At 64.1% G+C, this 13,491-nt stretch carries 14 protein-coding genes; 6 read left to right on the top strand and 8 right to left on the bottom strand.

All coding sequences use genetic code 11. The features are described 5' to 3' along the window. The first annotated feature begins 78 nt into the window (after positions 1-78). A complete protein-coding gene (locus BM017_RS11400; protein WP_092244074.1) occupies positions 79-1,404 on the top strand; it encodes an aminotransferase-like domain-containing protein in 1,326 nt (441 codons plus the stop codon). A gap of 28 nt (positions 1,405-1,432) precedes the next feature. Here the strand turns inward: BM017_RS11400 and BM017_RS11395 are convergent, their stop codons facing one another. Then, positions 1,433-1,864, bottom strand: a complete 432-nt coding sequence (locus BM017_RS11395; protein WP_058424070.1) for a nuclear transport factor 2 family protein — start codon at positions 1,862-1,864, stop codon at positions 1,433-1,435. 247 nt (positions 1,865-2,111) lie between these two features. On the opposite strand from BM017_RS11395, the gene BM017_RS11390 reads away from it, so the two are divergent. Next, entirely contained in the window at positions 2,112-2,330 is a 219-nt protein-coding gene (locus BM017_RS11390; RefSeq protein ID WP_092244071.1) for a DUF6434 domain-containing protein, read from the top strand. After that, positions 2,327-2,797 carry a RidA family protein gene (locus BM017_RS11385; protein ID WP_092244069.1) on the top strand — a complete coding sequence of 157 codons (471 nt, stop codon included), beginning with the start codon at positions 2,327-2,329 and terminating at the stop codon, positions 2,795-2,797. The genes BM017_RS11390 and BM017_RS11385 overlap by 4 nt, the downstream gene beginning before the upstream one ends. A 59-nt stretch (positions 2,798-2,856) precedes the next feature. Here BM017_RS11385 and BM017_RS11380 read toward each other — a convergent pair whose 3' ends face one another. Continuing rightward, positions 2,857-4,557, bottom strand: a complete 1,701-nt coding sequence (locus tag BM017_RS11380; RefSeq protein ID WP_170856072.1) for an amidase — start codon at positions 4,555-4,557, stop codon at positions 2,857-2,859. A 54-nt stretch (positions 4,558-4,611) separates the two neighbouring features. Next, a complete protein-coding gene (locus tag BM017_RS11375) occupies positions 4,612-5,400 on the bottom strand; it encodes a helix-turn-helix domain-containing protein (protein ID WP_092244063.1) in 789 nt (262 codons plus the stop codon). A gap of 83 nt (positions 5,401-5,483) precedes the next feature. Between BM017_RS11375 and BM017_RS11370 the strand changes: the two genes are divergently transcribed. Then, complete coding sequence (locus BM017_RS11370; protein ID WP_092244060.1) at positions 5,484-5,804, top strand: DUF2834 domain-containing protein; 321 nt, start codon at positions 5,484-5,486, stop codon at positions 5,802-5,804. Between the two features lie 66 nt (positions 5,805-5,870). Here BM017_RS11370 and BM017_RS11365 read toward each other — a convergent pair whose 3' ends face one another. From BM017_RS11365 to BM017_RS11355, 3 genes are read right to left on the bottom strand one after another with little or no spacing between them, the layout of a single operon-like run. Further along, positions 5,871-6,794 (bottom strand): sugar ABC transporter substrate-binding protein, encoded by a 924-nt coding sequence (locus BM017_RS11365; protein WP_092244057.1) that lies wholly within the window; start codon positions 6,792-6,794, stop codon positions 5,871-5,873. 41 nt (positions 6,795-6,835) lie between these two features. Further along, positions 6,836-7,969: a phytanoyl-CoA dioxygenase family protein gene (locus BM017_RS11360; RefSeq protein ID WP_092244054.1), complete on the bottom strand. Its 1,134-nt coding sequence runs from the start codon at positions 7,967-7,969 to the stop codon at positions 6,836-6,838. Then, positions 7,969-8,805: an SDR family oxidoreductase gene (locus BM017_RS11355; RefSeq protein WP_092244051.1), complete on the bottom strand. Its 837-nt coding sequence runs from the start codon at positions 8,803-8,805 to the stop codon at positions 7,969-7,971. Before BM017_RS11355 ends, BM017_RS11360 begins: the two co-directional genes overlap by 1 nt. Positions 8,806-8,930: 125 nt before the next feature. Between BM017_RS11355 and BM017_RS11350 the strand changes: the two genes are divergently transcribed. Beyond that, positions 8,931-9,956 (top strand): LacI family DNA-binding transcriptional regulator, encoded by a 1,026-nt coding sequence (locus BM017_RS11350; RefSeq protein WP_092244048.1) that lies wholly within the window; start codon positions 8,931-8,933, stop codon positions 9,954-9,956. Positions 9,957-9,989: 33 nt separating this feature from the next. Next, positions 9,990-10,994 (top strand): inositol 2-dehydrogenase, encoded by a 1,005-nt coding sequence (gene iolG / locus BM017_RS11345; RefSeq protein WP_092244045.1) that lies wholly within the window; start codon positions 9,990-9,992, stop codon positions 10,992-10,994. Here the strand turns inward: iolG and BM017_RS11340 are convergent. After that, positions 10,991-12,157, bottom strand: coding sequence for a GGDEF domain-containing protein (locus BM017_RS11340; RefSeq protein ID WP_092244042.1), 1,167 nt, complete (start codon positions 12,155-12,157; stop codon positions 10,991-10,993). The two genes, iolG and BM017_RS11340, sit on opposite strands and share 4 nt — an antisense overlap. Positions 12,158-12,266: 109 nt before the next feature. Further along, the gene (locus BM017_RS11335; RefSeq protein ID WP_092244039.1) at positions 12,267-13,478 is read right to left on the bottom strand and encodes an MFS transporter; all 1,212 of its coding nucleotides are present in this window, start codon (positions 13,476-13,478) and stop codon (positions 12,267-12,269) included. Positions 13,479-13,491 lie beyond the last annotated feature (13 nt).

The following is a 13,491-nucleotide window of genomic DNA, read 5'->3' as shown; positions in this document are numbered from 1 at the left end:
GGACAAGGAGGGGTTGCGTTGCGGTCATCCTAGGGGTGAGGATTGAGACAATCAAAAAATTGTCATGGATACAGCCCAATGCCCCGTGCCCGCTACAAGTCGTTGGTCGATACCTTTGCCCAAGCCATCCGCAGCGGAACCATGTCTCCCGGCACACGCCTGCCAACCCACCGGCAACTGGCCGCCGAGCATGGCCTCGCGCTGGTCACCGCCAGCCGGGTGTATGCGGAGCTTGAGGGGATGGGACTGGTCAGCGGTGAAGCCGGGCGTGGCACCTTCGTGCGCGAAATCTCGCTGCCGCCGGGGCAGGGCAGCGGGCAGATGACGGTGGCGCCGGGCATGCTCGACCTGAACTTCAATTACCCCTCGTTGCCGGGCCAGGCGGATATGTTGCGCATGGCGTTGCGCCAGTTGGCGCTCTCCGGCGACCTCGAAGCCCTGTTGCGTTACCAGCCCCATGCGGGCCGCTTGCATGAGCGCGCAGCGTTTGCGCGGCATTTGCTCAGTCGAGGGTTGAGGGTGGACGCCGAGCAGGTGCTGCTGGTCAGCGGCGCCCAGCACGGCCTGGCGGTGACGCTGATGGCCTTGCTCAAGCCTGGCGATGTGATCGCCGTGGATGCCTTGACCTATTCGGGGTTCAAGGTGCTGGCCGAGACCCTGCACCTGGAAATCGTCGCGATCCCGGTCACCCCGCTGGGGCCGGACCTGGATGCGCTGCACAAGCTGTGTCGCAAGCGCCCGGTGCGCGCGGTGTACAGCATGCCAACCCTGCACAATCCATTGGGCTGGGTGATGGACATGGCCCGGCGCGAACAACTGGTGTCGATCGCCCGTCAGCACAATCTGATGATCATCGAAGACGCGGCCTACGCGTTCCTGGCCGAAGACGCGCCGCCGCCGCTGGCGACATTGGCACCGGAGCGCACGGTGTATGTGGGCGGGCTGTCGAAAAGTGTCGCGACCGGGTTACGTGTCGGGTTCGTCGCAGCGCCAATGGAATGGGTAAAACCACTGGAGCGCACCCTCATGGCCACCACCTGGAACGTGCCGGGCGTGATGAGCGCCATTGCGGTGGCCTGGCTCGAAGATGGCACGGTGGCGCAACTGGAAGCACAGAAGCGCCAGGATGCCCAGGCGCGGCAGACCTTGGCGGCGCAGGTGCTGAAGGGGCTGGCCTACGTGAGCCATCCGTCCTCGTATTTCCTATGGTTGCCCCTCGGGGAAGAGGCGCGGGCCGATCAGGTGGCCATGAGCTTGCAGCGCGAGGGCATTTCCGTGTCCACCGCCGAGCCGTTTGCCGTTTCGGCCCATGTGCCCCACGCACTGCGCCTGGCCTTGGGCTCGGTGGCGCTGCCAGCGCTGCGCGAAGCGCTGTTGACGGTGCGCAAGGGGGTGGCGTGGTGAGCCGGTTTCAGCGGCTCACCGCTGGGCATCAGTACTTGTAGGCCTGACGTCCGATCAGCAGCCATTTGCCTTTTTGCTTCTGCCAGACCTGGAAGTTGTCGATATCGGTGGGCACTTCAACGCCACTGTTCACCGCCAGGGCATGGAAGTGGTTGCGCACCAGTGCGGTGTCGCCTTGCAGGGTGATGGTCTGGTTTTGCATTTCCAGGGTCTTGAACGCGCTGGTGTGGGTTTCCAGGTCAGCAATGAATTGGTCTTTGTTCTGCACCTTGCCGCTGGAGTGGCCGTAGGTGAGCTTGTCGGAGGTCAGTGCGTGAAGCTGCTTGAGGTCCAGGTGCAGCATGGCCTGGGTCAGTTGGTCGACCGCTTGGGCCACGTCCTTTTCGGCTGGGGCAGGCGCTGCGGCGACATAGCCGCTGAACAGGCACAGAAAACCGATCAACACTTTGACGTTTTGCATGGATGTTTCCTTATTGTTGTTGGGGGCTGGCACGACGGGTTAGGTCGTCGTACAACCATGCAATATTTCAGATGGGGAAGGAAAGTGAAATTTTGAAATATCCTGAAAAGCTTCGGCTTTATGGCGTTATAAATAGATCTTGTGCTTATGTGATGTCCTAAGACATCAAGCAATGCACGCCTTGCTTCCTGCACGGGTAGCACATCGCTATGCTAGCGCCGAAACCCCACGGCGCCCGGGAGACAACATGGATTTTGACTGGCACAGCGACCCCATCACCCGCACTACCCCCGTCACCCCGCACTACAAGAACACTCAGAACGTTCGCCGCTTCATGCTTGAACACTGCGGCCCAGGGTTCAAGTTCGACCGGCCGTTCATGGCCTGGATTCGCAACGACAGGCCCAAGACCCTGGGCGACGTGGTGGATGAGTGGCAACGTCGCAACGAGGAAGCACGCCCATGACCCGCGACGAAAAATACCAGGCCGCCCAACTGCGCATCGGCTATCAGTTGAATGAGTTCAAGATCGGCGGCAACTACACGCCGCTGGTCCGCGATGGCAACCACCTGTATATCAGCGGCCAGATCCCGCGTGTCGGCGATGCCATCGTGCTGCCGGGCAAGGTCGGTGACAGCCTGACCCTGGCCCAGGCGCAAATCGCCGCTGGCATCAGCGCGTTGCGCTGCCTGGGGTTACTCCAGCAAGCCCTGGGTTCGCTGGACCAGATCAAGGCCATCCCGCGCATCACCGTGTACGTGCGCAGTGCCGAGGATTTTGATCAGCAGAGTGAAGTGGCCAACGGCGCGTCGGACCTGTTGCACGAGATTCTCGGCAGCGCCGGGGTGCATACGCGGACGTCGATCGGCGTGATGCAGCTGCCGAAGTCGGCGGCGGTGGAGATCGACATGATTGCGCTGGCGCACGGCTGAGCGAGCGATGATTACCCACGGCACGGCAATCCTGTTGATTGCCGTGCCCCTGCCTTGAGTTAGAGTGCCGGCGTACGCGGCGGCACCAGGCGCTTGCTGCCGGTCGACTCATACGCCGACGCAAACCGCAGCAACGCCGAGTCATCATAGGCGCGCCCGGCAAACGTCAGCCCCACCGGCATGCCGATATCGGCCATCACGCCCATGGGCACGGTGACGGTCGGCACGCCCAGGTGGCGGATGGCAAGGTTGCCGTTGGCCACCCACACGCCGTTGCTCCAGGCGATGTCGGCAGAGGCTTCGTTCACATCGGCGTCAGCCGGGCCTACGTCGGCCACGGTGGGGAACAGCACGGCGTCGAGGCCAAGCTCGTCCATCCAGTCTTCCAGGTCGATCCGGCGCGTCTGTTCCAGGCCGCGCAGGCCATCGGGGACGGTGCTGATCCGGTCCCACGGGGTGATGCCACGCTGGGCCATGCGCACGTACTCGTCCATGCCGGCGGCCAGGTCGTCTTCGCGGTTGGGCAGGGTGCCTGGGTCGTGGGGGAAGATCTTCGGCCCGTCCACATCCGCCAGGCGGTTGAGCGCTGGGTCGTCGTTGGCGCGCAGGAAGTCATCGAAGGCCCACGCCGAGAGCTCCCACAGTTCATCGTGCAGGAATTCCTTGGACACCAGCCCACGGGTAAACACGGTGGGCGCGCCGGGGCGGTCGCCTTCGCAGTTGGACACCAGCGGGAAATCCACGTCGATCACTTCAGCGCCGGCCGCCACCAAGGCTTGGCGGGCGTCGTTCCACAGGTCGATAACGCTGGCGCGGGTGTTGATCTTCTGCCCGGTGGGGCCGCCGATGCCGGGTTTCTCGCTGGTGCCGGCGTCGGGGTCGGCATTGATGTACATGCGCGGTACGCCAAAGCGCTTGCCTGCGAGGGAGGCCGCGCTCACGGCCAGGTCAGCGTAAGACGCCGGGCGCACCGAGGCGACGCTCGGGATCGGCACCCAGGGCTGCAGGCGCCACAGGTCGCCACGGGTGTCCGGGTCTTCGGCCACCACCACATCGAGCACTTCCAGCAGGTCGGCCATGGTGCGTGCGTAGGGCACCACCACGTCCATGGTGGGTGTGAGCGGCCAGTTGCCGCGCACCGAAATCACCCCCCTGGACGGCGTGTAGGCGCACAGGCCGTTGTTGGACGCCGGACCGCGCCCGCTGGACCAGGTTTCTTCGGCCAGGCCAAAGGCCGAGAAACTGGCTGCCGTCGCTGTGCCGGCACCGTTGGACGAGCCCGAAGCAAACGGTGCCGTCAGGTAGTTGGCGTTGTACGGGCTTTCCGCCCGACCATAGACGCCACGCTGCATGCCGCCATTGGCCATCGGCGGCATATTGGTCTTGCCCAGGCAGATAGCGCCGCCGGCGCGCAGGCGCTCGATGGTGAACGCATCGCGTTGGGCCACCAGGTCGGCAAACGCCGGGCTGCCGGAGGCCGCCGTCAGGCCCTTGACCAGGTAGCTGTCCTTGGCGGTGTAGGGAATGCCATCCAAAGGCCCCAGGGTTTCGCCTTTGGCCCGGCGCGCATCGGACGCCTCGGCTTCTTCGAGCGCCCGTGGGTTGCGTACCACCACGGCGTTCAAGGCCGTGGCGGTCTGCGGACCGTCATAGGCATCGATCCGCGCCAGGTAGGCTTCTACCAGTTCAACGGCCGTGGTCTGGCCGGATTCAAGCGCCGCGCGCAATTGGGCAATGGAGACTTCGGTAACTTGCATCAGGTTTTTTTCGCCGCCTTCAGGTGGGGGTATGGCGGCAGTCTACGTACAGATATTTCACAAAACCAGCGCGGCATAACTCGCATAAGCCGCGCGCATCACCTGCCAGGTGGCATCGTCGGCGGGAATCAGATGTTCGATGCGCAGGGAGGAAAGGGTGATGTCCTGGGGCATGCCGAAGGTGGTGAAGGTGGAGAGAAAACTCAGTTCGCCCCGGCTTGAGCGGATGCGCGTCAGCACCAGCGGCGGCATGTCGGCGGGCAGCTCGGTGCTGGCCGGCGTCGGTAAACGCGCCAGCAGGGCGGCCAGTTCAGGATTGCCCAGCGCCTCACGGGTGGCGCGTTGCCAGGCGAGAGTGCGGACCTCGTTGGCGTTGATCAGGTGATCGCCCAGGCCGCCCGACCGCAGCAGCGTGGTCAGCAGGTTCAAGCCCTCGGCTGAATCGGACGGGATGCCAGCCAGATCAAACAACACGGCGGTGCTGGCATTCGCTGCCAGCACTTGCCACTGGTTGTCCAGCAGGATGGCCGGCGCGGGGTTGTTGGCGTGCAGCACATGGCTGACCGCTTCGCGGATCGCGGCCATCGCCGGTGAGGCCAGTGGCGTGGCGCTGTAGCGCGGAGCGTAGCCAGCGGCGAGGAACACGCGGTTGCGCTGGTCCAGCGGCGCTTCCAGTGCCGTCAGCAGGTTGTGCAAGGTACCCGGGCTCGGCTTGGCGCGTCCGGTTTCGAGGCAACTGAGGTGGCGCTGGGAAACACCGGTGATCAAGGCCAGGTCGAGCTGGCTGAGCTTGGCTTGCCGGCGCAAGTGGCGCAGGTGTTCGCCGGCGGTGGCAGGGGTGTCCATGGCGGGATCATGACCTCCGAGGTCATTGCGAGGGGCCGAACCTTATCACTAACGTGGGCCTTCATCACCCCAAGGAAGAGCCCATGAAAAGATCCTGTGTTGCGCTGGCCGGTTTGCTGCTGTTTTCGTCGTACACCCTGTTCACGCTGCTGACGGCCGAGCAGTCGCTGCTGGCGTTCGGGCGCGAATTGATGTCGCGACCGGACACCGCACAAGTGGTGATCGACCTGTATTTGATGGCGCTGCTGGCGTGTGTGTGGATGTATCGGGATGCGCGGCGGCGGGGGCGGTCGGTGGCTTCGCTGGTGCCGTATTTTGTGCTGACGGCGGTGTTTGTGTCGGTGGGGCCGTTGCTTTATCTGGTGGTGAATGGGCTTGAACCGTTCAGCGAGAAGACCGTTTGACGCAAACTTCCTCTGTTGAGAGGGCTTGTTGTGGCAAGCCCGCTCGCCACAACAGATTCGTTCGGCTCAAGGGTTGAGGAAGGCCTGGTAGTTGTCCTTGGTGATCTGCTGATAAAGAATGGTCAGCTCAGGCGTGTACGGCTCCTTCTTCACCATCTTCACCGCCAGGTCGATCGAGCCCACGGCCTGGCCCTTGTTGTCCTGATACACCGTCACCAGCAACTGGCCTTTCTTCACCGCATCCAGCCCGGCAGCCCCACCGTCGCTGCCCGCCACCAGGATGTCCTTGCCCGGCTGCATGCCCGCCTGGCTGATCGCCATGGCCGCGCCGATCGCCATCTCATCCGCGTTCGCCGCCACCGCGTCGATTTTGCGCCCGGATACGATCCAGTTGTTCATCAGGTCAATCGCTTTGCTGCGCTGCCACTCCGCGCTCTGTTCCTCGACGATCTTGATGTCGGGATACTCCTTGAGCACGGTCTTCACCCCCAGCGTCCGATTATGCGTGGCGTTGTTGGACAGAAGCCCGAGCATGATCGCCAGGTTGCCCTTGCCACCCATTTTCTCGGCCAGGTAGCGCATCTGGATTTCACCGGCCTTGACCTCGTCCGAGCCCACATACCCCACGCCCGGTGGCAACTGCTGGGCATCCGGGCGGCGGTTGACGTACACCAGCGGCGTCTTGGCTTGCTGGGCGTTGGCGGTCATTTTTTGCGTGGCGGCAGTGTCCACCGGGTTGACGATAATCGCGTCCATGCCCTGGGCGGTGAAGTTCTGCACCTGGTTGAGCTGGCGCACCACGTCGCCCTGGGCGTCTTCGAATTGCAGGGTCACGCCGGGCAGTTGCTTGGCGTGGGCGGCCATGTAGTCACGCATCTGCGCGAGGAAGACGTCGTCGACCTGGGCGATGCTCACGCCGATACGGATGTCGGCCAGCGCCCAGGGGCTTATCGCCAGGGTCAGGAGTGCCGCAAGGAGTTGCTTCTTCATGATGGTGCTCCGTTGTTTTTGTTGTTGTTGAAACAGAGGGTTCACGCCTGGCGCTTGGTCCGCAGTTGCTCCACGGCAGCGGCAAACGCCGGGAATGGCCAGCGTTCGTCGAGGGCTTGCTGCATCAGTTGCTGCCCGGTTTGCGGGGCCAGGCCCTTCAAGGGCGGGTCGGTGTCGAGGTTGGTGGGGAAGGAATAGCCGTCGGCGGTGCAGGCGATCACCGCCGCCACGGCCTGGGCATCCAGTGCGGTGTTGTCCAGCAAGGCCGGGTACACCGCCAGCATCATGCGGTCGCGGTCGAGGGCTTCCATGGGCTTGCCGAACGCCGAGGAAATCTGCAACAGGTTGGCCATGCGTTGGCGGTCGGCTGTGCGGTTGGTGCCGGCGGCATGGAACAGCGCCGGGTTGAAGAACAGCAGGTCGCCCTTGTTCAGCGGCAGTTGCACGGCGTGCTGCTGGAAATAGTCGATAAACTCCGGACGCCGCCACGCCAGGTAACCCAGGGCGTATTGCTGGGAAAACGGCAGCAACTGAGTCGGGCCGGTTTCCAGCGGCATGTCCGAGTGCGCCACCGCGCCTTGCAACGTCAGGTACTGGGACAGCAGGTGCAGGGGCAGGGGAAAGCGCTCCACTACATCATTGGTCTGAAAGCCCAGGTGGTAATCGCGGTGCGGTTGCTGGGCCTGGCCACCGGGATGCACCACGTTGACCTGCGCCGTGACCTGATAGCTCGGCCCCAGCCACGCCTCGGCAATCAACCCCAACAGCGGGTTGGCGTAGTACTCCACAAACGACGCCGGCGACTGCAGCGCGGCTTTCTGCAATGAATTCCAGATGCGCCCGTTGCTGCCGGCCTTGGCGAAGTGATCGGCCGCCACGCCCTGCGCCGCCTCATGGGCGAAGATCGCCTCGAACACCTGGCTGTGGCGGTCGACCACTTCCAGGTCTTCATAGGCCCGGCGCACCACCATCACCCCGGGCCCCTCGCGGAACAGGCGGTGCAGTTCATTCATCACCGCCAGGCGGTCGCTGTTGCGCAGGGTGTGGGCCTGATAGATCGGCACATTGCTCTGCACTTGAGCGCAGAGAGGGTAATCCTCTCGGCTCACGCGTTGCGCACAGATGTCATTGAAATCCGCCAGGCGCACGGCCTGTTCCGTCACGAACGCCGACATCACACACCTCCCAGCGCCTGATTCGGTTGCGGGCTGCCGCCGTCGGTACAGCCGACCACGCCTTGTTCCAGGTCGATCACCGAGCCGGTCATCATTCCCGACTCGCTGGACAGCAGGAAGGCCACGCTGCGCGCCACTTCTTCAGGCTTGAGCAAGCGCCCGAACGGCTGTGCGCGCTCGGCCTTTTCCAGCCAGCCATCCTGGGCACCGTGGTACTGGCGCTGGATGTCATCTTCGTGGGGCGTGTCCATCCAGCCGATGTTCAGGCCATTGACCCGGATGCGATTGCGCAGGGCACTGAACGCCACATTTTTGGTGAGGATCGCCAGCGCGCCCTTGGACGCGGCATAGGCACTCAGGAACGATTGCCCGCCGTGCCCGGTGACGCTCTGGATATTCACCACCGCGCCTTCCACGCCGTTGCTGATCATCAGCTTCAGCGCCTCCTGCATCAGGAAAAACGGCGCCCGCACATTCACCGCCATCAGCCGATCAAACAGCTCGGGCGAGGTGTCCAGGATGGTGCCGCGATCCGACATCCCGGCGCAGTTGACCAGCCCATGCAAGGTGCCGAAGTGGGCACGCGCCGCATCGATGATCGCGCGGCAATCCTCGACCTGCTCCAGGTCCGCCTCGACAAAAAACGCCGGGCAATCCAGCTGGGCCAACTGCCGCACCTGCTCTTCACCCTGGGCGCGTCGTCGCCCGCAGATGATCAGCCCGGCGGCGCCACGTTGCGCCAGGGTACGGGCGACCGCCGCGCCCAGGCCCTGGGTGCTGCCGGTGACGACAAAGTATTGGCCGCTGAACGACGTGGCGAGATCGGTGTTAGGCATGCAGTTCTCCAGGAGTTTTTGTTGTTGTGCATCGTCCGGCTCGACGCCGGACAAAACTGAGACTAGCATTGCAAAACCTCAGTAATACCCAAAAAACACCTCAAAAACACCTCATGCGAGGCTCCATGCTCGAACGCGCCAAACACTTCTCCATCAAGCAACTGGCGATGCAGGCCGGCGTCAGCAAAGCTACGGTCGACCGCGTCCTGCATCAGCGTGGCAGCGTGCATGCCCAGACCCGGCGGCGTATCGAGCAGGCGCTGGAGGAGTTGGAGTCCCAGGAAAAAAACGGCCTGGCGGTAGGGCGCACGTTCCACGTCGACGTGATCATGCACACGCCCAAGCGCTTCAGTAGCGCGGTGCAGACGGCGATTACCGCACAACTGGGCAGTCTGGCGCCGTTCCGCATTGCCCCGCGCTTTCACCTGTTCGAAGAGATCGAGCCCCAGGCCATGCACGATCAACTGCTGCGCTGCCTGGATACCGGCAGCCAGGGCGTGGTGCTCAAGGCCGCCGATGAGCCTGCGGTGAACCTGGCGGTCAAACAACTGATCGCGGCCGGGATTCCGGTGGTGACCCTGGTTACGGACCTGCCGCAAAGCGAGCGCATCGGCTATGTCGGCATGGACAACCGCACCGCCGGCCAGACCGCTGCCTACCTGATGTCGCGCTGGCTGCCGACGCAGCCCCAGGACGTGGCGGTGGTGATTGGCAGCGAACTGTTCCGTGGCGAAGAAGAGCGCGAGATGGGCTTTCGTGCCTGGCTGCGTGGGCGTGCCGCGCACCTGCGAGTGCTGGACGTGAGCGGCGGCTTTGGGGTGTACGACCGCACCTTCGAGCGGGTGACCCAGGCGCTGCAACAGCATCCCGAGCTCAAGGCGGTGTACAGCGTCGGCGGCGGCAATCGCGCGATTGTCGACGCGTTCGCGGCCCTGGATCGGCCACTGGAGGTGTTTATCGGTCACGACCTTGACGAAGAAAACCGCCAATTGCTGCGCGAAGAAAAGGTCGCGGCGATCATCGATCACAACCTGCAGATCGATGCCCGCCACGTGTTCCTGCACATCCTGCACTACCACCGGCTATGGAAGGCCGGGCCGATTGCACCGTCCCAGGTGCAGATCGTCACGCCGTTCAACCTGCCGGACTGAATCTCCCTCAATAACAACATCAGGAGTTCGACCATGCTGAGAATCGCCGTCCTGGGTGCCGGGCGCATCGCCAGGATCCACGCCGCCAATGTCGCCGCCCATCCCAATGCCACGCTGGTGCTGGTGGCCGACCCCTGGCGCGAAGGGGTCGATGCATTGAGTACCCAACTGGGGTGTGAGGCGGCCTACGATTGCGCCGCGGTGCTTACCCGTAATGACATCGACGCCGTGGTGATCGGTACGCCCACCGACACCCATATCGACCTGCTGCTGGCGGCGGTTGCCGCAGGCAAGGCGGTGCTCTGCGAAAAGCCCATCGACCTCGATATCGTCAAGGCTCGTAGCGCCGCCCAAGCCGTGGAGCGCCAGGGTGGCCGGGTGATGCTCGGCTTCAACCGGCGCTTCGACCCAGACATGCTGCGCCTGCGCGCAGCCCTCGACGCCGGGCAGATCGGCGCGGTGCGCCAAGTCATCATCACCAGCCGCGACCCCGGCCTGGCCCCGCGTGACTACCTGGCCCACTCCGGTGGCATCCTGCGCGACATGACCATCCACGACTTCGACACCGCCCGCCACCTGCTCGGCGAAGAACCGGTGGAAGTCAGCGCCATCGCCAGCCGCCTGGTCGACCCCGCTCTGGCCGAGATCGACGACTACGACAGCGTGATGGTGCTGCTGCGCACCGCCTCCGGCAAGCAATGCCACATCAACTGCTGCCGCCAGGCGGTGTACGGCTACGACCAGCGCGTCGAAGTCTCCGGCGCCACCGGCGTGCTGCTCACCGACAACCACCGCCCCAGCACCCTGCGCCACTGGAGTGCCGAACACACCGAGGCGCTGGAGCCGTTGCAGCACTTTTTCCTGGAGCGCTATGCGGATGCGTATCGCAATGAGCTGGCGCAGTTCATCGACGCATTGAACAACGGCACAGCATTACCCACCAGCGTGCGGGATGGGTTGTATGCGTTGCATTTGGCGGAGTGTGCGTTGGAGTCGGTGAGGACTGGGCGTGGGGTGGCGGTCAGTTACGACCTTTAGCCAAAGGGGCTGGCGCCCGTGCGGTCGACGAGGCGAATGCTATCGCGCCCACCGCGCTTGGTTTCATACAGCGTGGTATCGCCTTGCTCGATCAGTGCCGTCAAACTCCGCGGCGGCTGGTCGAACAGGTTCGCGCCAATGCTCAGCGTCACCGGCGCCGGCGTGGTGAAGTGCTGTGCGGCCAGTTGCTGGAACTGGTCGCGCAGGCTGCTGCCCAGTTCGACAATCTGTTCGGTGGACGCCGGGTTCAGCAGGATCACGAATTCATCCCCGCCCAGGCGGGCGGCCAGTGCGCCTCGGGGCACCACGCTGCGGATCATCTCGCTGAGGGCGATCAGCAGGCGGTCGCCGGCGCTGTGGCCGTGAAGGTCGTTGACCGATTTGAAGTTGTCGATGTCGATCAGCAGCAGGGCGCCCGGTTGTGCGGGGGATACCTGGGCGAGCAGGCGTGGTGCGCGCAGGTCGAGGGCACGGCGGTTGTAGAGGGCGGTGAGCGGGTCGCGCGCGGCGAGGCGGGCGATCTGCTGCTCGCGGCGATAGCGTTCGGAGCCGGTCATCGACAGTGCGATGAGCATGATCGCCATGGCGCCTTCCACCAGGGAGATCTGGATGATCTCGCCCTTGAAGGCGGCGAGGTCGATCAAGGTGCCGGGTATCAGCACCGACAAGGCCTTGGCCACATAGAACGCGCCATGGATCAGCAGCACATAACGCAACTGCACCGCGCCGATGCTCAGGGACTTGCCGTGGGGGCGCAGCAAGAAGCTGGCGCGCAGGGTCGGCAGCGCCACCAACAGGGACTGCACCGCCAGCATGGCTTTGGACCATGATGGATCGGCCGGCAACATCAGCATGCCCAGCCAGACCAGCAGCATCAGCAACCACACGGGCGACAGCCGCGTTTGGGTGAACCGCGCCACACCCAGTAAAAACAGGAAGTGCGCGGTCACCAGCAGGCCGTTGGCGAACCAGATGCCGATCATCAGGTAGCCATTGAGGCGCAGCAGGGCGAGGGTGGAGCCGACGGTGATCGTCGCGAAACCGGCGCTCCAGCACAGCAGCGAAGGTTCGCGCACACTGCGCCATTCAACGGCCAGGTACAGGGCGGCAGCGGCTGCCAGGGCAACGGTGAGTGCCAAAATGGTGGGAGGGTCGAGCGTCATGTCTTGCCGGGTCTGCCTGGTGTGCGTTTAGAACCGGGATTGTAAGCGCACACGCAGGTTTTTCAGAGCATTCCGTGTGATGGCACACGGCCGGGCGATGTTCGGCAGGTCAGGCGCCCTTGGTCGAGGGCAGCAAGATGGTCAGGATGCCCACCAGTGGCAGGAACGAGCACAGTTTGTAGACATACTCGATGCCGTGGGTGTCCGCCAGCAGGCCGAGCAGCGCCGCGCCAATCCCGCTGAAGCCGAACATCAGGCCGAAGAAGATCCCGGCGATCATGCCCACATTGCCGGGCACCAATTCCTGGGCATACACCACGATGGCCGAGAAGGCCGATGCAATGATGAACCCGATCACCACGCTGAGTACCGCCGTCCAGAACAGGTCGACGTAGGGCAGGGCCAGGGTGAACGGTGCCGCGCCGAGGATCGAGAACCAGATGACTTTCTTGCGGCCGATCTTGTCGCCGATCGGCCCGCCGGCGAAGGTGCCGACGGCCACGGCGCCGAGGAACAGGAACAAATACATCTGCGAGCTTGCGACCGACAGCTGGAATTTCTCGATCAGGTAGAAGGTGAAGTAGCTGGTCAGGCTGGTCATGTACCAGTACTTGGAGAACACCAGTACGGCCAGCACCACCAGGGCAAAGGTCACGCGGCCTTTGGACAGGCCATGGGTGGCTTTGCCGCCTTGCTTGAGCTTGAACAGGTTGAGGTGGTGGCGGTACCAGCGGCTCAAGCCATACAGCACCAGGATGGCGAACACCGCAAACAGCCCGAACCAGGCGATATGGCCCTGGCCGTAGGGGATGATGATCGCCGCTGCGAGCAGAGGGCCCAAGGCGCTGCCGGTGTTGCCGCCGACCTGGAAGGTCGACTGCGCCAGGCCGTAGCGCCCGCCGGAGGCCAGGCGCGCGACGCGGGAGGTTTCCGGGTGAAAGGTCGACGAGCCCACGCCCACCAGGCCCGCCGCCAGCAGGATCGCTGGGAAGCTGCCGACAAACGCCAGCATCAGGATGCCGACCAGGGTGCACACCATGCCCGCCGGCAGCAGCCAGGGTTTGGGGTGGCGGTCGGTGTGATAGCCGATCCAGGGTTGCAGCAGGGAGGCGGTCAACTGGAAGGTCAGAGTGATCAGCCCGACCTGGGTAAATGTCAGGCCGTAGTTGGCCTTGAGCATCGGGTAGATCGATGGCAGCACAGCCTGGATCAGGTCATTGATCAAGTGGGCCAGGGCGCAGGCACCGAGGATGCGCATGACCAACGGGCTGGCCTGGGGTGCAGTGGTTGCAGCGGCGGGTGACGCGGTAAGGGTCGACATGCAGGCATTCCAT

It is taken from the genome of Pseudomonas sp. NFPP04 (assembly GCF_900113815.1).
Taxonomy (GTDB): domain Bacteria; phylum Pseudomonadota; class Gammaproteobacteria; order Pseudomonadales; family Pseudomonadaceae; genus Aquipseudomonas; species Aquipseudomonas extremorientalis.
This window is presented reverse-complemented; position numbering and strand designations above follow the sequence as displayed.